Annotated in this window: 22 protein-coding genes; 2 read left to right on the top strand and 20 right to left on the bottom strand. The window is 42.5% G+C overall.

Going from position 1 to position 22,877, the window contains the following annotated elements:
* Positions 1-38: 38 nt before the first annotated feature.
* The 17 genes from tatC to ltnD form a co-directional block, all read right to left on the bottom strand.
* Complete coding sequence (gene tatC, locus FVA69_RS02585) at positions 39-806, bottom strand: Sec-independent protein translocase subunit TatC (protein WP_109912571.1); 768 nt, start codon at positions 804-806, stop codon at positions 39-41.
* 3 nt (positions 807-809) lie between these two features.
* Positions 810-1,355 carry a Sec-independent protein translocase protein TatB gene (gene tatB, locus FVA69_RS02580; protein ID WP_004914882.1) on the bottom strand — a complete coding sequence of 182 codons (546 nt, stop codon included), beginning with the start codon at positions 1,353-1,355 and terminating at the stop codon, positions 810-812.
* A 3-nt stretch (positions 1,356-1,358) separates the two neighbouring features.
* Positions 1,359-1,640: a twin-arginine translocase TatA/TatE family subunit gene (gene tatA / locus FVA69_RS02575; RefSeq protein ID WP_004260812.1), complete on the bottom strand. Its 282-nt coding sequence runs from the start codon at positions 1,638-1,640 to the stop codon at positions 1,359-1,361.
* Between the two features lie 113 nt (positions 1,641-1,753).
* The gene (ubiB, locus tag FVA69_RS02570; RefSeq protein ID WP_004914885.1) at positions 1,754-3,388 is read right to left on the bottom strand and encodes a ubiquinone biosynthesis regulatory protein kinase UbiB; all 1,635 of its coding nucleotides are present in this window, start codon (positions 3,386-3,388) and stop codon (positions 1,754-1,756) included.
* On the bottom strand, positions 3,375-4,028 hold the full coding sequence (locus tag FVA69_RS02565; protein ID WP_004914888.1) for a ubiquinone biosynthesis accessory factor UbiJ: 654 nt from the start codon (positions 4,026-4,028) through the stop codon (positions 3,375-3,377). The genes ubiB and FVA69_RS02565 overlap by 14 nt, the downstream gene beginning before the upstream one ends.
* Before the next feature lies 1 nt (position 4,029).
* Positions 4,030-4,785, bottom strand: coding sequence for a bifunctional demethylmenaquinone methyltransferase/2-methoxy-6-polyprenyl-1,4-benzoquinol methylase UbiE (ubiE, locus tag FVA69_RS02560; RefSeq protein WP_047756010.1), 756 nt, complete (start codon positions 4,783-4,785; stop codon positions 4,030-4,032).
* Between the two features lie 75 nt (positions 4,786-4,860).
* The gene (gene rmuC / locus FVA69_RS02555; RefSeq protein ID WP_109912573.1) at positions 4,861-6,216 is read right to left on the bottom strand and encodes a DNA recombination protein RmuC; all 1,356 of its coding nucleotides are present in this window, start codon (positions 6,214-6,216) and stop codon (positions 4,861-4,863) included.
* Between the two features lie 107 nt (positions 6,217-6,323).
* Entirely contained in the window at positions 6,324-6,854 is a 531-nt protein-coding gene (locus FVA69_RS02550) for a DedA family protein (RefSeq protein ID WP_004914898.1), read from the bottom strand.
* Between the two features lie 150 nt (positions 6,855-7,004).
* A complete protein-coding gene (locus FVA69_RS02545) occupies positions 7,005-7,787 on the bottom strand; it encodes a tyrosine-protein phosphatase (RefSeq protein WP_109912574.1) in 783 nt (260 codons plus the stop codon).
* A gap of 274 nt (positions 7,788-8,061) precedes the next feature.
* Positions 8,062-8,820, bottom strand: coding sequence for a uridine phosphorylase (gene udp, locus FVA69_RS02540; RefSeq protein WP_004914901.1), 759 nt, complete (start codon positions 8,818-8,820; stop codon positions 8,062-8,064).
* A 289-nt stretch (positions 8,821-9,109) separates the two neighbouring features.
* On the bottom strand, positions 9,110-10,486 hold the full coding sequence (locus FVA69_RS02535) for a GntP family permease (RefSeq protein ID WP_004914902.1): 1,377 nt from the start codon (positions 10,484-10,486) through the stop codon (positions 9,110-9,112).
* A 10-nt stretch (positions 10,487-10,496) separates the two neighbouring features.
* Positions 10,497-11,456, bottom strand: a complete 960-nt coding sequence (denD, locus tag FVA69_RS02530; RefSeq protein WP_004260834.1) for a D-erythronate dehydrogenase — start codon at positions 11,454-11,456, stop codon at positions 10,497-10,499.
* Positions 11,457-11,519: 63 nt separating this feature from the next.
* Positions 11,520-12,287 (bottom strand): DeoR/GlpR family DNA-binding transcription regulator, encoded by a 768-nt coding sequence (locus FVA69_RS02525; protein ID WP_004914906.1) that lies wholly within the window; start codon positions 12,285-12,287, stop codon positions 11,520-11,522.
* 12 nt (positions 12,288-12,299) lie between these two features.
* Entirely contained in the window at positions 12,300-13,079 is a 780-nt protein-coding gene (gene otnI, locus FVA69_RS02520; RefSeq protein WP_123382776.1) for a 2-oxo-tetronate isomerase, read from the bottom strand.
* Positions 13,080-13,089: 10 nt separating this feature from the next.
* The gene (locus FVA69_RS02515) at positions 13,090-13,731 is read right to left on the bottom strand and encodes a 3-oxo-tetronate 4-phosphate decarboxylase (RefSeq protein WP_109912576.1); all 642 of its coding nucleotides are present in this window, start codon (positions 13,729-13,731) and stop codon (positions 13,090-13,092) included.
* Positions 13,724-15,001 carry a 3-oxo-tetronate kinase gene (otnK, locus tag FVA69_RS02510; RefSeq protein WP_164528356.1) on the bottom strand — a complete coding sequence of 426 codons (1,278 nt, stop codon included), beginning with the start codon at positions 14,999-15,001 and terminating at the stop codon, positions 13,724-13,726. Before otnK ends, FVA69_RS02515 begins: the two co-directional genes overlap by 8 nt.
* Positions 14,998-15,906, bottom strand: coding sequence for an L-threonate dehydrogenase (gene ltnD, locus FVA69_RS02505; protein WP_004914916.1), 909 nt, complete (start codon positions 15,904-15,906; stop codon positions 14,998-15,000). Before ltnD ends, otnK begins: the two co-directional genes overlap by 4 nt.
* Before the next feature lie 382 nt (positions 15,907-16,288).
* On the opposite strand from ltnD, the gene FVA69_RS02500 reads away from it, so the two are divergent.
* Positions 16,289-16,678 carry a YidB family protein gene (locus FVA69_RS02500; protein WP_004914918.1) on the top strand — a complete coding sequence of 130 codons (390 nt, stop codon included), beginning with the start codon at positions 16,289-16,291 and terminating at the stop codon, positions 16,676-16,678.
* 214 nt (positions 16,679-16,892) lie between these two features.
* Here the strand turns inward: FVA69_RS02500 and metE are convergent, their stop codons facing one another.
* Positions 16,893-19,166, bottom strand: coding sequence for a 5-methyltetrahydropteroyltriglutamate--homocysteine S-methyltransferase (gene metE, locus FVA69_RS02495; protein ID WP_164528355.1), 2,274 nt, complete (start codon positions 19,164-19,166; stop codon positions 16,893-16,895).
* Between the two features lie 108 nt (positions 19,167-19,274).
* On the opposite strand from metE, the gene metR reads away from it, so the two are divergent.
* A complete protein-coding gene (gene metR, locus FVA69_RS02490; protein WP_004914926.1) occupies positions 19,275-20,231 on the top strand; it encodes an HTH-type transcriptional regulator MetR in 957 nt (318 codons plus the stop codon).
* On the opposite strand, the gene FVA69_RS02485 is transcribed toward metR, so the two are convergent.
* Together FVA69_RS02485 and FVA69_RS02480 are read right to left on the bottom strand one after the other, a co-directional pair.
* Complete coding sequence (locus tag FVA69_RS02485) at positions 20,116-21,015, bottom strand: carboxylate/amino acid/amine transporter (protein WP_117163035.1); 900 nt, start codon at positions 21,013-21,015, stop codon at positions 20,116-20,118. The genes metR and FVA69_RS02485 overlap by 116 nt on opposite strands.
* 57 nt (positions 21,016-21,072) lie before the next feature.
* Positions 21,073-22,722 carry a Na+/H+ antiporter gene (locus FVA69_RS02480; protein ID WP_004914931.1) on the bottom strand — a complete coding sequence of 550 codons (1,650 nt, stop codon included), beginning with the start codon at positions 22,720-22,722 and terminating at the stop codon, positions 21,073-21,075.
* Between the last annotated feature and the right edge of the window lie 155 nt (positions 22,723-22,877).

The raw sequence follows: 22,877 nt of genomic DNA, 5'->3' as shown, positions 1-22,877 counted from the left end.
TCATCATTCTGTATTGAATAACGATAGGTTAACGCAAATTAGGACTCTTCTTTTTCTTCTTCCTCTACGCCTTCTTGTCGATTTCTACCTTTGCCAACATAGAAATTGGATAGTAAAACACCGAGCTCAAAGAGCAAATACATAGGAACAGCAAGTAAAGTTTGAGAGAGAACATCAGGCGGCGTTAAAAACATCCCAACGATAAATGCCCCGACTAAAATATAAGGACGTTTACGTTTTAGGGCTTCAGGTGTAGTGACGCCTGTCCAACACAGTAAAATAATTGCAATAGGGACTTCAAATGCAGCACCAAAAGCCATGAATAATGTCATGACGAAACTAAGGTATTTACTGATATCTGGGATAAAGTTAACGCTATCTGGGGTTGTTTTAACAAAGAAACCAAATGCGAGCGGAAAAACAACGAAGTAGGCAAATGCCATTCCCAAATAAAACAAGAAACTACTTGAAACAAGCAAAGGCAACATGAGTTTACGTTCATGCTTGTATAAGGCAGGTGCAATGAAAGCCCATATTTGATAGAGAATAACTGGGATCGATACAAAAACCGAAACCATCATTGTCAATTTAATTGGGGTAAAGAATGTAGACGCCACATCCGTCGCACTCATTTGCGAACCTACTGGCAGCTTATCAATCAAAGGAGCTGCAACCAGCCGATAGATATCATTTGAAAAATAAGCAAGCGCAGCAAAAACAATTAAAACTGTAATTAAACAGTTGAGTAGCCGTTTACGAAGTTCAATGAGGTGGCTAATAAGTGGTTGTGTATCATTTACAGCCATGTGTTATTTTTCACTTTCAGTTTGATTAGAGTTTTTTACATTAGCATCGAGTGATTCTACTGTTTTCACAGCGGCTGAATCTTCCGGTTTCTGCTCCTCCTCAACAACTGCCGCCATTTTAGCTGCATGTTCAGGGTTTGGATCAGACTCTTCAGGTTGCTGAGTATTATCTTTCGCTTCCTTTACAGCACTATCGTAACTGTCAGTGATCTCTTTTGCTTTGTTTAACTCTGTTTCAATATCATTAGTTGTCGCTTGGTAATCGCTTTTAAGCGATTGTGCCGCTGTACGCAGTTCTTCCATAGACTGCTTAAGTTCCGGAGAAAGCGCTTCTAAATTAGCTTTTTCTTCCACCTTTTTCAGCGTTTCTTGTAGCTCCTGCAGCTTTAATTCTTGCGATAACTCGTTTTGTACATTTGCAGCCATAGAGCGCATCGCACGGATCCACCCAGCGACAGTTCTCACTGCCACTGGTAACCGCTCAGGGCCTAATACAACGAGACCAATAACTGCAACAAGCAACAGTTCACTAAAACCTATGTCAAACACGGTTTAACCCTGCTCTTTGTTTTTGCTCTCAACTGGGCTTTCTTTCTTTTCAGCAGCCTGTTGTTCAGTAATATTTTTAGGTGCGAAGTCAGCATCTTGCTTTTCTTGTTCTGCTTTTGCTTTTTCGTCATCATTCATTGCTTTTTTAAAGCCTTTGAGTGACTCCCCCAAATCCGAGCCTAAAGAACGCAATTTTTTGGTGCCGAAAATTAAAATAATAAGCAAAGCAATGATAATGAGTTGCCAAGGACTACCGAAAGCAGCCATTGCAATAGTTGATTCCATTGTTAATACCTCTATAGTTTTGGGATCAATTGTTGTTAGATCTATTATATACAACCAACACAAAATACGGAAATGTTCACAGCCTTATAAACTTGTCGCAAAACAAAGTTTACTTAATTTCCGCCAGTTTTACACCAACCAAACAACCAAGACAGTGCTCCTGCCACCATAAACACAATACCAAACGGGGTGAGATTCGAAATAAGGAACATACTCCCACAGAGAATAAATGTGGCACCTATACCTAAAAGGTACTGAGATTTACGTTGTTTATTACGCTGACTTTTCAGTTGTTGCGTTAGTTGGTCTATGTTTGATTGTAAGTACTTATGTTGCCGTAATGCACCATAAATTAAATCAGGAATTTCAGGCATTTTTTCTGCCCAATACGGTGCCTTTTCTTTTAATGCTTGAGTAATTGCAGGTATCCCTACTTGGCTATGAACCCAATCCTCAAGGAATGGTTTTGCTGTTTTCCAGAGATCAAGCTGCGGGTAAAGCTGCCGACCTAACCCTTCAACATACAATAATGTTTTTTGTAATAATACCAACTGTGGCTGAACTTCCATGTTGAAACGACGTGCTGTATTAAATAAATTCAATAACACTTGCCCAAATGAAATTTCAGCCAATGGTTTTTCAAAAATAGGTTCACATACCGTACGGATAGCAAACTCAAAGTCTTCCACATTCGTGTCTGAAGGAACCCAGCCTGAGTCAACGTGTAGTTCTGCTACTTTGCGGTAATCACGATTAAAAAACGCAATAAAGTTTTCTGCCAAATAACGTTTGTCTTCTTTGTTCAATGAACCGACTATTCCACAGTCTATCCCTATGTATTGAGGATCTTCTGGATGATCGTAGCTAACAAAGATATTTCCTGGATGCATATCTGCATGGAAAAAACTGTCGCGAAAAACTTGTGTAAAGAAGACTTTAACACCACGCTCTGCCAGCAGTTTCATATTGGTTCCTTGCGCTTTAAGCGCAGCAATATCAGAAACTGGGATCCCGTAGATACGCTCCATGACCATCACATTTTCACGACAATAATCTGGATAGACCTCTGGCACATACAGCATGGCGCTGTTTTCAAAATTACGACGAAGCTGAATGGCATTTGCTGATTCACGGAGCAAATTAAGCTCATCAATCAACGTTTTTTCGTATTCACGCACGACTTCTTTTGGTCTTAACCGCCGCCCATCTGGCAACAACGGAACCCAATTGGCAATGCGGTACATTAATTTAATGTCAGCTTTAATAATTGGCAGAATATCAGGGCGAATAACTTTGATGACAACATCTTTGCCATTTTCTTTTAACGTTGCGGTATGAACCTGAGCAATAGATGCAGAAGCTAAAGCTTGTTCATCAAAATCATCAAACCATTGTTCTAAAGGGCCTTCGAGGGATTCTTCAATATAGCTTCGTGCCAGTTTGCCATCAAAACTCGCCACTTTGTCTTGCAATAGCGAAAGTTGATCTGCGATTGCGGGTGGGAAAAGATCTCGACGAGTCGATAGCATTTGGCCAAATTTGATCCAAACCGGCCCGAGTTCTTGTAGGGCGAGACGAAGCCTTTCACCTAATGCTTTGTCTTTATGCTTATTTCTGATCCAAAAGAAACCTAAGCGACCAATTCTTAATGGTAACGTTAGTTTAATTTTGGGGATTAACTCATCTAATCCGTAAGAGAGAAAAACCCGAATAATGAAGTAAAGTCGTTTTATTTCACCGGGTGTCATGCTTCTCCTCCAACTGGCTTAACCGTTGCTCAAGCGCACTCATTGAATATTCCACTTGCTCAACCTCATCACTAAAATGAGCGAGTTCAAGCTGGCTAGGTGCCATTTTCCATTCTTCAACAATGGCGTCTTTGATATACGTTTTTTGCCGTTTTACTAAATGAGATGCAAGACAAACACCTTTATTCAGGAACTTACTAAGGCCCTCTGCTGCAACATCACCAATGTAAGGAGACAGATAATGAGCTGGGTTCCAAATAGCTAAGTCAAGCAAAGAAGACCAGTGCTGTACAATTTGCATATCCCCTTCAATCACGATATCACCACGATTGATAAGTTGAGATAATTGCTGTTTGTCTTTCAATTTAACGAGCGTGAAGATGGATGTTTTAATGGTACAGTCCGCAGGCTCAACCCACTGGCTTAACACATCAACATGATTTTCAGCAAAAACGAGCGTCAACGTTTTATTCAGTTCTTTAAGTTCAATTGCCATAACTTTGCCTGCCAAACGCATCCTAGCTGGCTGTAGAACTTTTTCTTTGAACAACATGTGGTTAAGAGAGGTTTCCATCAATGCTGTGATCAAAGAATACAAAACTGTATTTTGGTTTTCGGTATGTGTTGATGGTGCTTCCATCTTAGAATTTAAACCCTTTATGCAATGCGACAATTCCACCTGTCATATTGGTGTAGGAAACCTGTTCAAACCCTGCATTTTCCATCATACCTTTTAGTGTTTCTTGGTTTGGATGCATGCGGATTGATTCAGCTAAATAGCGATAGCTATCGGGATCATTAACGATCGCTTGACCAATACGAGGGAGTATATGGAATGAATAGGCATCATAAGCTTTATTCAGTGGCTCAATAACTGGTTTTGAGAACTCTAATACCAATAAACGCCCACCTGGCTTCAACACTCGGAACATAGAGCGTAGCGCTTTGTCTTTATCGGTGACATTACGCAGACCAAAAGAGATAGTAATGCAGTCAAAATAGTTATCAGGGAATGGCAGCTCTTCCGCATTGGCTTGCACGTAATTAACATTACCGACAATACCAAGATCACGTAATTTCTCACGCCCCATTTTTAGCATTGAATCATTAATGTCTGCGAGTATGACTTCGCCTTTTTCGCCCACTAAACGTGAAAATTTAGCGGTTAAGTCACCCGTTCCACCCGCAAGGTCAAGTACTCGCTGATTACGACGTACTCCGCTCGCCTCAATGGTAAAACGCTTCCAAATACGATGAATACCAAATGACATCAAATCATTCATTAAGTCATATTTTGATGCTACTGAGTGAAAAACATTCGCTACTAGGCCAGCTTTATCTTCTTTGCCGACAGTACGGAAACCGAAATCAATGGTTTCTTTAGTTGGTTCAGTCATTTCTCTTATGCCTGCTTATCATTCAAACTTTTGTAGGAAGTGTAACAGTCTTTGAGCCAAAACCCTATCAGAAGTCTAAGATTCCGCACAATTAGGCGTCTCAGACCGCTCAACCAATTGAGGCGGGATAGGTTGCTTAATTTCGACCCCTAGCTCTTTAAAACTTTCCGCCTGGCTAATTAAATTTCCACGCCCTTGAGCAAGACGCTTCATTGCCGATAGGTAAGTATTATTTGCTTTATCAAGACTGGTGCCTAAAACCTGCATATCATCTACAAACAAACGCAGCTTGTCATACATTTTTGCTGCTCTATTTGCTATCTCCTGAGCATTTTGCCCTTGGCGTTCATACCGCCAAATATTATTAATCGTTCTCACTGCGACTAGCAATGTTGAAGGACAAACTAACATAATATTCTGTTTAATTCCTTCATCAAGTAACTCGGGAGCTTCTTTCAAAGCCAGTAAATACGCAGGTTCAATAGGGATAAACATTAAAACGTAATCCAGTGAACGAATTCCCGGTAACTGGTGGTAATCTTTACGACTCAACATACGCATGTGATTACGGATAGATGCCACATGATTTTTTAACGCTTGTTGCTGTTCATGTGGATCTTCGCTATTGAAGTAATGTTCATAGGAAACCAGCGACATTTTTGCATCAACAACCACATCTTTCCCTTCTGGAAGGTGAATAATCACATCCGGTTGATAACGGCTATTATAACTTGTATTGATACTAACTTGGGTTTCAAATTCACTTCCCTCACGTAAACCTGAGACTTCGAGGATCCGAGTAAGAATGGTTTCCCCCCAGTTCCCTTGAATTTTGTTATCCCCTTTCAGCGCTCGTGTCAGGTTAACGGCCTCTTTGGTCATTTGATTATTGAGCTGCTGTAATTGCCGAATTTCATAGGCTAAAGTGTGGCGCTCTTTGGCTTCCTCACCAAAACTTTGTTGAACTTGCTGACGAAAACCTTCTAATTGCTCGCGAAAAGGTGACAACATCGCCAATAGGCTTTTTTGTTGTTGCTCAGATGCACGACGCTCATTCTGTTCAAAAATACGGTTAGCTAAGTTTTCGAATTGTGCTGTCAGCCGTTGTTCACTATTTTGTAAAATACGCTGTTTTTCTTCGTTGGCTAGCTGGTTCTGTTCAAAACGAGTGATTACCTCGCGAAGCTCTGCTTCTTGTTCTCGGTTAATATCCCTTTGAGTACGCAGCTCTTGATCTAGCCTTTCGTATTCTTCTTTCCATTGCGCAAGGTGAATATTTTTTTCGTCACTTGCCGCAAGTTGGCGGTTGAGTTGTTGCAGTTCCTGATCTTTTTGCGTAATTTTTTGGGCAATAGAGAACCACGTTGCCAAGCCACCAACTAAAACGCCACTCAACGCACCAATAACAGCATATAAAAGAGAGGTATCCACGGTTAAATCCTTACTTTACAAAGTCTAGTGTAAGGTAATGGGATACTGTATAAGTGTCCAGAGGTAATTTAGCCATGGAAGAAAATTTTGCGAAGCGCTTCGCAAGCTTAGCCTATCCAGCTCGCAAACCATTTCAAGCCTAATGCCCCAGGCGCTAGAATACCAAATGCCCAAATCATCGCAGAAGCGATATTAGCGAGTTGGAAATGCCGTTGTGGCATGGCGCAAATCCCTGCAACCAAGGGAACAATGGCTCGCAAAGGCCCGAAGAAGCGCCCAAAGAAAATGCCCCAAATACCCCATCGGTCAAAGAAACGCTGCCCTTTATCAATCATTTGCGGGTTACGAGAAATCGGCCACATATGGCGTACATTTTCTTTGTAATGATAACCAAACCAATAAGAAAGCCAGTCCCCAAAGAAAGCGCCGAGTGCTGCTGCTAGCCATATTGGCCAGAAAGTAATATTACTTTCACCAATCAAAGCACCGAGCGCAAGTAAAATAACCGTTGCAGGTAACAGAAGCGACAAAAATGCCAGAGATTCCCCAAAAGCCAGAAAGAAAATAATAGGAAGCGCCCATACTTCATGTTCGCGTGTAAAGTCCGTCACTATGGTGACAATTTCATTGAGTGTCACGGTCAGTTCCTTTCATTAGGGGATAATCAGAATACTGTAACGAAAAAGTGGTAAATCAAAGTTAAACAAAGCAAAAACACCTTTGGGAAAACCGAGTTGTGGATAAAGAAAAACGGATTATCCGACAACTCATATTCCAATTAGAGCAACTTAGTCCAGAAACTGGCTTTGCAGTACTTCTCGTTGCTGCCTTCCTAAACCAAAATCTTTTTCTAGCCATTGGTCAACATTGCCATACTGGCTTTCAATACTGTTTAGTGCTGTTCTCAAGAAGTCTTCACGTACCGAATAGACATACTCAAATTTTTTCACGATGCTTTCGTCCATCGTTTTTGCATGCTCTTCAAGTAAGTGTTTGCGGTAAGGTGCAAGTGTTTCATTAGTCAGTAAGTAATCTTCCATTACGGTGTCTAAATCTGCACCTAAAGCAAATAACACCAATGCGGACCCGACGCCCGTACGGTCTTTTCCTACAGCACAGTGTTGTACTATGCCACCTTTTTCTGGTTGTTTGAGTAAATTGACCAATTGATGATAAGCGGGGTTGTTCAGTGGTAACAATTCATATAAACGAAACATAAAGGCTTGCGGATCAAATTGTTCCAATATCTCTGGCGTTAATTTATCTAAATTTGCGGTGACTTCTTTGGCTAACGGATTTGCTGGCGCATGCACATAATGCGCTCCTTGCCAAATGACATCAGGCTTATCTAAGATTTCAGCTTCATCACGATAGTCAATGATTTGGAAAAGATTTTGTGAACGCAAAACCGCTTCGTCTTCCTGTGTTAATCGGTCTAACGCACCGGAACGAAACAGGACACCGGGCTTAATTTTGCCACCGTTAGCAAGTTTTTTACCACCGAGATCACGAAAGTTAATACCGCCCTTCAAAGGCAGAACAGAAGGATGAAGATAAGGTGTTGTTGACATAATAATTCCTTTTCGCCCTATAGCTTTCATTCCAGTTAGCCATAAAATAAACGTAACCTGAATAATTTAAGGGCACATAATATTGATAATTGTTTTTATGACAATAACAGATCTAGCAAATAAGAGGATCAGAATATTTCCTGTAAATTGATTAGTAATTGCCAAATCTATCGAGGAAATAAAGAGAAATGAAAAGTGGATAAAGGGACTAAGCCCGCTTACTTTTTGTCCACAACCGAGTGAAAGTCAAGTAAACGGGCCAGTAAATCAGGGACTACAGTAAGCGGCGAGCAGCTTCAACCACAATACTTAATACGTTACCTTCCGTTTTCTTCAGTAACGCTTCATTTGGAATTTCTTGTTGGGTACGATTCACGATAACACCCGCAACCATACCAGCACGTAACCCTTTACTACTAGAACACATAGTCAGCAATGTGGCTGATTCCATTTCATAGTTCATTACGCCCATGTCTTGCCACTCTTTCATCGAACCTCTGAAATGACGCATCACACGGCCAGTATAGGTATCATAACGCTCTTGACCTGGGTAGAAGGTATCAGATGATGCAGTAACACCAACATGAACGGTCGCACCTGCATCTTTCGCTGCGGCATAAAGCGCATTAGTACAGTCAAAATCAGCAACAGCTGGGTATTCTAATGGTGCGAAGTGTTGGCTAGCACCGTCTAGGCGCACTGCCCCTGTTGTCACCAGAACATCACCGACATTGATATCTTCTTGGATTGCACCTGTTGTACCAATACGTAAGAAAGTACGGATACCAAGCTGTGCAAGTTCTTCAACTGCAATTGACGTTGATGGACCACCGATACCGGTTGAACAAACAATGACAGCTTTTCCGTCAAGCTCACCACGCCAAGAGGTGTATTCACGTAATGACGCAAGGTGTACAGGGTTATCCATCAGACGTGCAATTTTTTCAACACGGTTAGGATCCCCAGGAACAATCGCTACGGTCGCACCCTGTAAGTCACTTTTCTTTAAACCTAAGTGGAAAACGTCAGACATTTCAAACTCCTTTACACAATGGCATCATTAAATCAGTCAATACTGATTAATCGTTATTTGTAATATAGCGAGAAAACGATATTTTTTTAGTGATGAATATCACTTTTAATGAAAGCAATAAAGGATTGATTTCATTGTTTAGTGACTTGAATCACATAAATTCATGAATTTTATTTCTCTTTGAATTCCATTGCCATCAGTATAGATGAAAGTTTGGCATAACGACAAAAGCGCCCCTAATTGCTGGGCGCTTTGATTATTTGGCAGAACTAAAACTGATAACGCTATGTTAGAGAATTACATCAAGAACGAGGACACCAACTAGGCCTATCGCCCACGCAATGGTGGTCGGAATAGACCAAACAATCATTTGTTGTTTAACGTCCTTAATTCCCATCATTCTGTTCACCACCCAATACAGGCTGTCGTTGAAGTAACCGAAGAACAGAGACCCCATGGTTGCCGCTTGCGCCGCGACCAATAAGTTAATATCCGGTATTTGGCTAATGATTGGCGCAGAAATAGATGCTGCGGTAATCATTGCTACCGTACCCGAACCTTGAATCAAACGAACCAATGTCGCGATGATAAACGGAATCAATACTGGTGTAATCGGCAGATTTGCAACATGTTCAGCAAGAATATTTCCTGTGCCACTATCACGCAGTACCGCACCTAATGCACCACCCGCTCCCGTAACTAGCAGGATAATACCCGCTGCTTGTAAGCCTTCTTCCATACGGTCGATGACTTCTTCTTTTGTTGCTTTTGGCATTAATGTGTAAACAGAGATCAACACACTAATTGATAATGCAATAATTGGTGCGCCTAAGAATTCAAATGTTTGGAAATACCAATTACTTTCCATACCTTGGAAAGATTCTGTTTTGAGAATTAATCCATTGATAGCATTGATAAAAATTAACAAAATAGGTGTGATAATCGGTAAAAGCGATAAGAACAGGCTTGGTAATGGCTTATTCGCTTTTTCTTCCATATAACGAGCGTGAACTTCTTTCAGGTCTTCACTGCCCGTTTCATCTGGCATAAATTCAGGGTACTTAGTCCCTAACCATTTTGCGTAAAACACAATACCGATAACACAAGGGATAGCCAGGCTCATACCCGCTAGGATCATGGCGCCAACATCGACACCAAAAATCCCTGCCACGCCTAAAGGCCCTGGTGTTGGTGGAACGGTATGGTGTGTCACCACTAGCCCACCAGCGAGTGCAACGCCTAAAGTTAGTATGCTACGTTTACCATTTTTGGCTAATGCTTTTGCCAATGGGTATAAAATCACAAAAGCAGAGTCAACGAAGATAGGAATACTAACAATATAACCCGTAATCGCTAACGCCCATTCTTCACGCTTTTTACCTAACCATTTGATAAAGCTATAAGCGATTTGTTCAGCAGCACCTGAAACTTCCAGCACCCTTCCCATCATTACCCCGAGTCCGATAACGATACCGATGCTACCGAGTGTTGACCCAAAGCCTTTTGTAATGACTGTCACTGTCTCTGCGGCAGTCAAACCACCAGATACACCAGCGATTGCCGCAGCAATTAGCATAGCTAATAACGCATGAACACGCGTTCGTAATACTAAAAAGATCAGGACAAATATGGCCACTGCGAGGCCAATAACAGGAATATAGGACATAGGCTATCTCCTACTTAGACGAGCCGTGGTGAGTGATAAACGAACGGATCGCATCACCAAACGAGCCATCTGCACGGAAACCGAGATCCAATGCACGGCTAATATCAAATTTACCCGGCCAACTCGCCACAATGCGGTTAATAGCTTCATCTGGTTCAAAACGAATAAGATCCACCGCTTCTTGGCCTGCAACATCACGCAGGGCATCAATCATGCCTTGAACAGTAACCGTAATACCTGGTAGGTTCACAGTGCGAGATTTACCGAATTTCTCAGCAGGGATACTGACCGCATGAATAAAGTTGTTAATCACGGTTTCAGGGCTAGATAACCATAGCGCAAGGTCAGGGGAGACAGGGCAAACACTTTCAACCCCATTTAATGGCTCACGAATAATGCCACTTGCGAATGAAGACGCCGCTTTATTGGGTACACCAGGACGAATACTAATGGTGGGTAAACGCATCACACGGCCATCAACAAAGCCTTTACGTGAATAGTCATTGACCATCAGTTCACACATCGCTTTTTGAGCGCCATAGGATGACTGTGGGTTAACGACACACAAGTCTGTGATGACATCCGGTAGCTCACCACCAAACACGGCAAGAGAACTGGTGAACATAAATTTGATTGCTGGGTTCTTGGCTCGAGCGACTTCCAATAATTGGCGAGTAGCTTCGAAGTTAACCTTCATACCCAAGTCAAAGTCACTTTCAGCGTGACTACTTACGATAGCGGCAAGGTGGAAAACCACATCGGTTTGTGCATCGATCAGTTTATCAGCCGCGCCTGCTTGCGTTAAATCTAACGCAACGCAACTGACTCTGGCATCTTCAACCGGTGATGTAGGGCATTGAATATCGGCTAAAACAAGGTGGTCAAATTTTAAACCCTGGCTATTTTTAAGCAAAGCAGCGGCTAGCTGCTGGCCCAGAAAGCCTGCGCCACCAGTAATAATAACTTTCATTGTAATTCTCCTTGCTATAGCCTTTTAGCTGGCTATGCAGTTTTAGGTAAGATTATTTATGTTTTATGTCTTGATTAAATGAAGTTTTATGTTTTGTTCTGTTATCCGCTGCACCACATCAGCTGGCAACTGGTCATCGCAAATGATGTCGTGCAATTGATTCAATGGGCAAACACGAAACATGCCATATTTGCCGAATTTGCTACTGTCTGAAACCAGTACACAGCGACGGGCAACATCCAATAGCGTTTGTTTTATCTGAACTTTTTCTTCATGTGGGGTAGAAACCCCGTGCTGTAAATCCCATGAGCTAGTGCTGATAAAAGCAATATCAACATTGAGTGTTTTCAGCATCATCGCAGCCGTATTTCCTACACTAGAATGGTTACGTTTATCCACCAATCCCCCGGTGTGGTATAGGTTTAGCTGCGATTTATTCATTAAGTACTGCATAATCGAAAAATCATTAGTGACAATCGTTAAGTTAAAACGCTCACCGAGTACGCGCGCTATCTCAAAAGTGGTGGTTCCTGCATCGAGATACACCACTTGCCCATCTTCAACTAATGAGCTGGCAAACTGACCAATTTCACGCTTATGGCGATGATGCAACCGCGCCTTTTCACTCCAAGGTAGCTCTTGGCGCAACACATCATTTAGCTTAACGCCACCACTGATACTGAGTACCTTCCCTTCTTCTTCTAACATCCGAATATCACGTCGCACTGTCATATGAGAGACATTCATTAGCTCAACCAAATCACTGATCGATACGGTTTGATGTTCATGCACGTAACGGTAAATAAAATCACGACGCTCAGAAGGGAGCATAGGTTCTCCTAATTATGAATTTGCTTGTTTAAGCCAGCCTAATCCATCTTCGGTGCGGCCTGCAGGATGGTATTCACATCCTAACCAACCCTCATAACCCATTTCATCCAACTGCTTAAAAATCCATGGGTAATTGACTTCACCGCTATCCGGTTCATGACGATATGGGACTGACGCTATCTGAATGTGACTAAATTTACCCCATAAACGCTCAATTGTTTTCAATAAATCACCTTCCATAATTTGGCAGTGATATAAATCCAACTGGATAAATACATTTTCACGATTAATTTCAGGTAGTAATGCTTCCGCTTGTTTTTGCGTCGTCAAAAAATATCCAGGCATATCGCGGGTATTGATGGGTTCGATAAGCACACGAATACCGTGCTCAGCCATCACATCTGCCGCATATTGAATATTTTTGATATAGCACGCGGTTTGCTGTTCAAGTGTATAATTTTCATTCACTTTCCCCGCCATCGCATGAACTTGTTTACAGCTTAATGCTTTTGCGTATTTCAATGCAGTTTGTACGCCCTCGGCAAATTCGCTCTCACGACCCGGGAGCGAAGCCATACCACGCTCTCCCTGAGCCCAATTTCCCGCAGGCATATTAAACAGGGCCTGTGTTAAATGGTGTTTGCTCAGTTCACCCGCAATGACATTGGCATCTTCTTCATAAGGGAAGAGATATTCAACACCGTTAAACCCCGCATTCGCAGCACGTTCAAAGCGCTGTATAAAAGGCACTTCGGTAAACATCATGCTTAAATTTGCAGCAAATTTAGCCATTTTCGCCTCGCTACTTTTGTGGATAACGACTTTCGAGCTGTTCAACTTGCTCTTGCGTTAATGTTGTAAAGCCATGTGGGCGTAATGTGATATATAAACGAGCAGTATCTTCTAACTCTTCTGCATTGAAGAACGCTTGTCTTAACGTTTTGCCACCCACGACCGGACCATGATTCGACAGCAATACCGCATTATGTGTCGGTGCTAATTTTGCAATTTCCTCACCAATTCGGTCATCCCCCGGTGGCAAGTATTCAATCAATGGCAGTTTCCCCACTCGCATCACATAATAAGGTGTGATTGGAGGTAAACAATTTTTTGTATCTAACCCCGGCAAGCAAGACAACGCCGTTAACCAAGGTGAGTGAAGATGAACAACCGCTTGGCAATCAGGGCGTTGCAAATACATCGCCATATGCATAGAAACTTCTTTTGTCGGTTTATCTCCCCCAATCCAATTTCCTTGTGCATCGAGTTTACTCAGTTTGCTAGGGTCTAAATCACCAAAACTGGAATTTGTCGGTGTCACAATAATCGAACCATCAGGTAACCGAGCACTAATATTTCCTGCACCACCGCTGCTGTAACCACGGTTAAACATTGATTTAGCCCAATCGACTAACTCTTGGCGCAGCGCCTTTTCATCACTCATTAAACATCTCCTGTGCAAACTGGAAGAAATTTTCTTGGCCGAAATTACCTGATTTCAACGCTAACCAGTTACCGCTTGCTAAGTCCTGTACCCATGGCACACCTGGGGCGATTGGTGAGCCAATACTTAATTGTTCTGTCCCAAGGCTTTGAACCACTTTTCCGGAGGTTTCACCACCCGCAATAATAAAGGTGTCATACCCTTTCGCTTGCAACAGCGCGACGACCTCACCAAATACCTTCTCGACCGCGAAACTCGACTCCGCAGCACCGTATTTCTCTTGTGTTTTTTTCAGTAATTCAGGTGATTGAGTGGCATAAAGCATTGGCGCCAAACCCGTTAGTTGCTGTGCTTGCACCCAATCTGCCAATGTTTTGGCATACTCAGGGTTATTTAAACACTCACCCACATCCAACATTTTTACAGGAGCAACTTGCTGATAAGCCTGAACTTGTTTGTTAGTCATTACCGAGCAACTTCCCGATAAAACAACTGTTTTCCTGTTTTTCCCTGTTGGCTTTTCACCTCGTTGCGTTGTACCGCCCCATGGACATTGGCTATCCACATTGGCCAGTGCAGCACCGAGACCGGAACCCCCTGTCAACAATGGCATCGCTTTAACCGCTTGTGCGATAGGGAGCAAATCATCCATTGTTAAGCTATCAACAACCGCGTAACTCACACCTTGTTGGGCTAACTCGGTCAGTTTTTGGCTAACAACCTCACTGCCTTTTTGAATATCTTCAAGTTTGATTAGACCGGCTTGACCTTTTGATTGTTTTTCCATCACACGCAATAAATTTGCGTCGGTCATTGGCGTTACAAGATGGTGCTGCATGCCACTTTCATTAAGTAGCTGGCCATTCACAAATAAATGTCCATGAATCACCGTTCTACCGTTAACGGGTAGCGCGGGGCAAACTAATGCTAAGTTTGTACCCAGTTGCGCCATTAATGCATCCGTAACGGGGCCAATATTGCCTTTTTCGGTTGAATCAAACGTCGAACAATATTTAAAGAAAATTTGCTGGCAATGCGCTTTTTGTTTCAGCCAATTACCTGCATTGGTCGATGCACTGACGGCTTCATCGACAGGACAAGAGCGGCTTTTTAAACTAATCACTATCGCATCAACATCTTGTGGTACTGGTGTGCTCTCATTGGGTTCATTCAATAACTGAACAACCTTCCAACCGTTTTGCACCATAAAGCCTGCAATATCTGTCGCACCGGTAAAATCATCTGCTATTACGCCTAACTTCACTGTCATGCTTTTTTCTCCGGTAAAGTAATACCTTTAAATGTTTTAATCACCGCGCTGTCATCCTGTTGACCAAAGCCTTCATTGCTCGCTGAAATAAACATTTGATGAGCTGTTGAAGCAAGTGGTAATGGGAAATTTAGTGCTTTTCCAGTTTCCATCACTAGCCCTAAGTCTTTGACAAAAATATCTACTGAGGATTTTGGCGTATAATCACCGTCTAAGACATGTTGCATACGGTTTTCAAACATCCATGAATTTCCAGCTGCATGAGTGACAATGTCGTACATCACGTCAAGCTCAATACCCGCTTTGGCGGCTAAAGCCATACTTTCTGCCGCAACAGCAATGTGTACCCCAGCTAATAACTGGTGAATCGTTTTGACGGTTGAACCTAAGCCAACTTCATTCCCTACTCGATACAAGCGCTCAGAAATAGCGTTAAATACGGGTGAAAGCTGCTCAAATAGAGCTGGTTCACCTGAAGCCATGATGGTCAACTTCCCTTCAGCGGCTTTAATTGAGCCACCTGAAATAGGCGCATCTACAAGGGGTAATTGATATACAGCAAGTCGCTGAGCGATATTTTTAGTTTGTTCCGCAGCCAAGGTACTGTGCAGCACAATAACTGTGCCGGGGCGTAATTGTTCAACTAAAGGCTGTTCACCCGAAAACAAAATGGCTTCAACTTGACGACCATTAACCACTACCAGCAACAAAGCATCAATTTCATGGGCAAATTCCGCTGCATTTTGCCCCACTGCAATTGCTCCTGCATTAAATAGGCTTTTGCATGCATCTTGGTTTAAATCAAATCCATAGGTGGGAATGTTATTTTTTATAAGAGATTGTGCGATCCCCATCCCCATAGAACCTAGGCCAATCACGCCAATTTTATTAACGAAATTTCCCATAATGACCCCTGATGTTGTTAATCTTCGTGACTGTTGTGAATTTTCACACAATAAAATTCACAAACACATGACTAATATCACATTTGAGATAATATAAAAAACCAACAAATAAAGCATAATTAGTTGAATTAAAACAAAATAAAAAACACCGCACCTCAAACACACTTTCACAGGATAATGTGATAAAAAATGTGATGCTCATTATGTTTATTCACGTTTAATTCACAAATGCCAAACCGTGGTTTTTTTACTGGGCTATATTCAATGCATCATTTCTATTGACCTAAAACTTAAATTGCTGAAAATAGCCGACTACAATTTTTTGAATAATGCTCCATACTATGAATGAGAGCATAAATTGGCAGATTGCCTAGGAGATAACATGGGGTTGTTTGAGCAAATGATGGGTATGGTTGCAGGCGATAAAATGCAACAGTTTCAATCAGTAATAAACTGGGTTGAGAATCAAGGTGGCCTTCAAGGTGTTATCGAAAAATTTAATGAACAAGGCTTAGGTGGTGTTATTGCCTCGTGGATCAGTGAAGGGAATAATTTACCTATCGATGCCAGCCAATTAATGCAAGTTTTTGGAAATGCGAATATCCAAGAATTGGCTCAACAGGTAGGCTTAGAACCTCAAGCAACCTCAGAAATGATTGCTAAATATCTTCCTCAGTTAGTTGACAGCGCCACACCAAATGGCGAAGTTCCAGAAAACCTCGATTTGGCTTCTATCGGTATGAACTTACTGAAATCCAAATTATTTGGTTAATATTTTCTAAAAAGGCAGGTTTCCCTGCCTCAGACTGCTGAAAACATATTATGTTTGGCGACAAGTCGAATAGGTTTTGAAAATAAACGAGGAAAATCAATTTATTGATTTTCGGCTGATAACACAAAGCGGGAAAAACCACGCTTTTATCCCGCTTTGTCAACAACCTCAGGCAGGTTTCCCTGCCTTTTTGACACACTAACTAGTCGCCATTTTACTGCTCATTTCTAAGCTGTTTCGCTGCCTCAACCATGTTGGCTAATGCTTGGCGAGTTTCTGGCCAGCCGCGAGTTTTCAAGCCACAATCTGGGTTTACCCATAAGCGCTCAACCGGAACACGCTTCGCTGCCTTTCTTAATAGCGCAACAATCCATTCCACATTAGGTACATTTGGTGAGTGAATATCGTACACTCCTGGACCAATTTCATTTGGATAATCAAAATCTTCGAATGCATCTAACAAATCCATATCTGAACGTGATGTTTCAATCGTGATCACGTCGGCATCCAATGCCGCAATGGAATCCATGATGTCATTGAATTCGCAATAGCACATATGGGTGTGAATTTGTGTGTCGTCATCCGCAATCGCAGCACTGAGTTTGAAAGCATCAACCGCCCATTTGAGGTAAGCCGCCCACTCGTCTCGACGCAATGGTAACCCTTCACGCAGTGCAGGCTCATCGATTTGAATAATACCGATACCTGCTTTTTGTAAGTCGTCGACTTCATCACGCAAGGCTAGCGCAATTTGTTTCGCAATCGTTTCACGGCTCACATCTTCACGCGGGAATGACCAACATAGAATAGTGACTGGGCCGGTTAACATCCCTTTGACCGGTTTTTCCGTTAAGGACTGAGCATATTTTGCCCACTCTACTGTAATCGCTTCTGGGCGACTAATGTCACCAATGATCACTGGGGGTTTTACACAACGCGAACCATAACTTTGCACCCAACCATTTTGGGTAAATACATAACCATCAAAGTGCTCACCGAAGTATTCCACCATGTCATTACGTTCAGCTTCACCATGCACAAGGACATCGATATCTAAAATTTCTTGTTCTTTAATGGCTTGCTTAATATGCTCACTAATATTGGTGCGATAGTAGGTTTTATCCACATTCCCTTTTTTGAAGTCTAAACGTAATGTTCTGATTTCACTTGTTTGAGGAAATGAGCCAATCGTGGTTGTCGGCCATAATGGTAAGTTAAAGCGTTGACGTTGGCGTGCTGCTCGCTGTGGATAGGGGCTATAACGTTCTGTATCCCCTTCGCTGATTGCTGCTAAACGCTGAGCTACTGATGCATTATTCACACGAGCTGATGTTCTACGCGCTCGAATAGGTGCACTGTATGTATCTAATTCAGCAATATGGCTGTCTGTTGGCTGATTTAACGCTTTTGTTAACAGAGCAAGTTCTTCACATTTTTGGATAGCAAAAGCAAACCAGCTTTTCACCTCAGCATCTAAACGTGTCTCATCATTTAAGTCAATTGGGCTGTGTAGTAATGAACATGACGTTCCTACCCATATATCACGCTGGCCTAAGAACTGCTTCACCTGTAAGAATTTTTCCCCTAAGTCAGCCTTCCATACGTTACGACCATTAATAATTCCTAGTGATAATACCCAGTCTGCTGGCAGTATTTGGTGTAATTTTTCAATATCATCAGCGCCTGCAACCACATCAACATGTAGACCTTGCACAGGGAGTTGCTTAATCAAGTCTACATGGTGACTAATGCCATCGAAATAGGTGGTTAGCAGTAATTTTATTTGGCCTGACAGCGCTTGGTAAGCCTGCTGATAAGCTTGCTGCCATTGCTCTGGTAAATCTAACACTAATGCAGGCTCATCAATTTGCACCCACTCAAGACCTTTTTCTGCTAAGCGCGACAGGATCTCCTGATAAACAGGTAATATTTCATTCAATAATGATAAGCGGTCAAACGGTTCACCTTTCACTTTACCTAACCAAAGGTAAGTAATAGGACCAATGATAACCGGTTTCACATTATGGCCTAATGCTAATGCCTCATCGACTTCATCAAACAGTTGTGTCCAAGACAGCGAAAATTGTTGCCCTTTTTGAAATTCAGGCACGATGTAGTGGTAGTTAGTATTAAACCATTTCGTCATCTCGCCTGCTGGAGCAGGTTTGCCCGTTGGTGCGCGACCGCGAGCAACACGAAATAAAGTATCCAAATCAATCGAACCATCTTCATTTTGATGGCGTGGCGGTACATTGCCCAATAGCAAACTGGTTGTCAGCACTTGGTCATACCAAGCGAAATCACCAACAGGTAATAGCTCAACGCCCGCATTTTTTTGTTGCTGCCAATGGCGCACACGTAACTGATAACCGGTTTCTAATAGTGTGGCCTGATCAATTTTACCTGCCCAATAATCTTCTTGTGCACGCTTGAGCTCTCTTTTTAGACCGACACGTGGAAATCCAAGTGTATGATTTATAACAGACATATTGACCCCTTAAAATATTTAGCCGTCTAGATGTTTACACATCCATAATCAACAGGTACTGTATAAAGCACAAGCGCAAATTATTCATTGTCACCGTGAAGGTTTCTCATGATCGAATTAAAACATCTAAAAACATTGCAAGCGCTCAGCCAATACGGTTCATTAGCGGCAACAGCAACACACTTGCACCAGACACAATCTGCTCTATCACACCAATTTAGTGATTTAGAGCATCGATTAGGTTTCCGGTTATTTGTTCGTAAAAGCCAACCATTGCGCTTTACGCCACAAGGAGAAGTCTTATTACAATTAGCACAACAAGTTCTGCCATTAGTAAAAGATGCCATTCGAGTATGTAATGAGCCTGGGGTTTGTGCGTTACGCATCGCTATTGAATGCCATAGCTGCATTCAGTGGTTGACCCCTGCATTACAGCAATTCAGACAAACTTGGCCTCAAGTTAGCATCGATTTTAAATCTGGGGTGACGTTCGACCCACAGCCTGAGTTACTTTCAAGGGAATTGGATATTGTGATGACCTCTGACATTTTGCCAGATCAAGGCATCCACTATACGCCAATGTTTGATTATGAGGTGAAGCTGATTGTGGCGAATGACCATCCGCTAGCCAAAAGACCGCATATTGAGCCCCATGATTTGGCGGATGAAACGTTGCTTATCTACCCGGTACAACGGGATCGCTTCGATGTTTGGCGCCATTTTCTGCAACCTGCAGGCGTGTCACCTAATGTGAAAAATGTTGATAACACATTAATTTTAATTCAAATGGTCGCAGCTAAAATGGGCATTGCCGCACTGCCTCACTGGGCAGTTGATTCATTTGAAAAACAAGGGTTGATCAAAACCAAAACCTTGGGTAGCGGTTTGTGGAGCCGGCTGTATGCCGCTTGCCGTGAAGGAGAGCAGCGCCAGCCAGCTATTGAGGCGTTTACTGAGACGACGACGGATCACGCTGTGGAGAACTTGTCTTATGTGAAGGCCGCGAAAGGATCCAACGCTTATGCACCCAAAGAGAAGCAACTATTAGGCTCGATCCTATGGTAAAACTCAGCCAATCCGGATGTTGTTGCCAGATAGCAAAATTAACTAATAACCCCGCTGGGACCATCATGTTATTCATAATAGCAAGGGTTCCAGCATCCACTTTGGTTGCGCCATAGTTCCACATAAAGTAGCCAATGCCTGAAGCTGCAATCCCCAACCACAGTAAGACACCCCACTGGAGAGTTGTTGTCGGCATCATCGATTTATTACCAAATAGCAACCACCCTAGTAATGCAATTAACGTTGCACCAAGGTAAAACCATGAGAAAGCCTGATGTTGAGGGATTGGATGCACCTCCATCAGACGCTTATACCCCACCTGCCCAATCGCAAAAAAGATATTTGCTAGCTGCACAAAAAGCAAACCTAACCAAAAAGATTCGCTCAAGTGGTCATAACGAATAATTGCCGCGCCAATTACCGCCAATAGTGAGCTAAACAAATAACCTTTACGCAACTTTTGCCGTTCTAGTAAGTCATAAATTAACGTGACATATAGTGGTGTTAATACTGTAAAAAGCAAAAATTCGGCAACGGTAAGGTATTGATAAGCATGGAATACAAATAGGTACATGATGCCAAGTTGGCAAGCGCCCACTAGCATATAAAGTGCAATCACTTTAGCGCTAAACTGGCGCCAACGTAGGAAAGGTAAAAAAACTAGCGAAGCCAGTGCCACCCTTACAAGTACTGAAAACCAACTATCTACTTGGCCCGCAAGGTATTCGCCGATAAGACTAAACGACGCTGCCCAAAGCAGCGTCGTGATAACAAGTAACCACATAATGCTGTATTTCGCCCCAAACTTTACAATGTCGGCTAGAATACTCGCTTTTTGGTTTTAATGCTCTTTTTCGATCAAAACGGCTTCTAATAAATCCAGATCAACCAACAGCGTTTGTAACGTTTCATTACTGATTTTCTTGGTTGCACGTAAGTGATAAAGCTCACCACGCTCCGCACGTAATGCCGTCAAACGAAAACGTCGTTCAAGGTCTTCAACCAGCAAATTATGATCAATTTCATCTTGCCCTGCCGTACGTCGTCTTAGATAACCTGTCACACGGGAAGCGACTTCACTGATATCTTCTGAATCGAGTTTTTCATCAACGTCAGCAGATAAACGTTCCTGCATCTTATTTAAGCTAACAATCGCCACTTCTGCCATTGCGGCTTTTGCCATTCGAATTTCATTGGCATCGGCTTCTTTGTCTCCCACGGTAAAATTACGCAGCAGAAGCGGTAAAGCGACCACACCTGCAAAAATGGAAAATAAGATAACCCCTGCGGCAATAAATACTAGCTGATAACGCGCTGGGAATGGTGAACCATCGGTTAAAAATAACGGAATAGAAAGCACACCCGCTAAGGTAATCGCACCGCGTACCCCTGCAAAAGAGGCTAGCCAAAGCTCACGTACGGTATAGTTAGCAAATTGCAGTGGTTTTTTCTTTAAGAATAAACGGCTAAACCTTTTCATCAGCCATAGCCAACAGAAACGCAATAGCAGTAGAGCAAAATAGATAATGGCTACTGCCGCAAATAGCATCCAAGTTTCTACGCTTGGGTCGAGATCCGCTTGGATAACAGACGTTTCCCAAATACCGGGCAATTGAAGCCCTAACATGATGAAAACCAACCCGTTAAAGACAAATTCAAGCATAGACCAAACGCTATCAGCGCGTAGTCTCATCGCTAATGGAGCGTTACGGATAACCCCAGACTTTGTGATAGTCATACCGGCCGCAACAGCGGCTAAAATACCTGAAAAACCAATATGTTCCGCTATCATGTATGAAGCAAATGGTAGCAATAACATAAACACAATTTGGGTTGCTGGGTCATCGCCGCTCCAACGGCTCATTAGACGTAATGATTTACTGTATAACCAAGTCACGATAATACCCGCGAGTAGCCCACCAATCGCGACCTTGAAAAATTCAATGGTGACGCCAGAGGCACTAAATACCATCGTCCCCATGGCAATTGCTACTGCAAATTTTAATGCTACCAGACCAGAGGCATCATTCATCAATGCCTCCCCTTCTAGCACACTCATCATTCGTTTAGGGATACGCCCCTTTCCGACAATGGATGATAAGGCAACGGCATCGGTTGGTGATAACACCGCCGCTAGAGCAAATGCTGCAATCAATGGAATACCTGGCATCAGCCAGTAAATTAAATAACCAATCCCAATCACTGTAACCAGTACAAGAACCAATACTAAAATAAAAATTTCTCGACCGTTTTGAAAGAATTCGCGTGTTGGCGTTTTCCACCCATCAACAAACAACAAAGGTGGAATTAACAGAACCATAAAAAGTTCTGGGTCAAAGGTGACATGTAGGCCGAATTGAGGCCATGCTAATAGCGCACCAATAGCAATTTGAATGAGAGGAAGAGGAATACGAATAGGAAGAATTTTAGCGGCAACCCCTGAAACAGAGACAGCTAAAATCAAAATAAGAATAGTAAAGAAAATTTCCATGTTGCCCTTACTGAATTAACCTAGCGACTAGAACCTAAAATATTGCCTGCCGCCGCATAGTAAGAGATAGCACCGTCCAGACCATGATTATTAAAACCCAGCCATTCACCAGTGGAAATCATGCACATCCACTTGATTAACCGCCTTCTCTCTAT

The sequence above is a fragment of the Providencia sp. PROV004 genome (genome assembly GCF_011045615.1).
GTDB classification, from domain to species: Bacteria; Pseudomonadota; Gammaproteobacteria; order Enterobacterales; family Enterobacteriaceae; genus Providencia; species Providencia rettgeri.
Note: the sequence above shows the minus strand (reverse complement) of the source record. Positions and strands in the feature narration are given on the sequence as shown.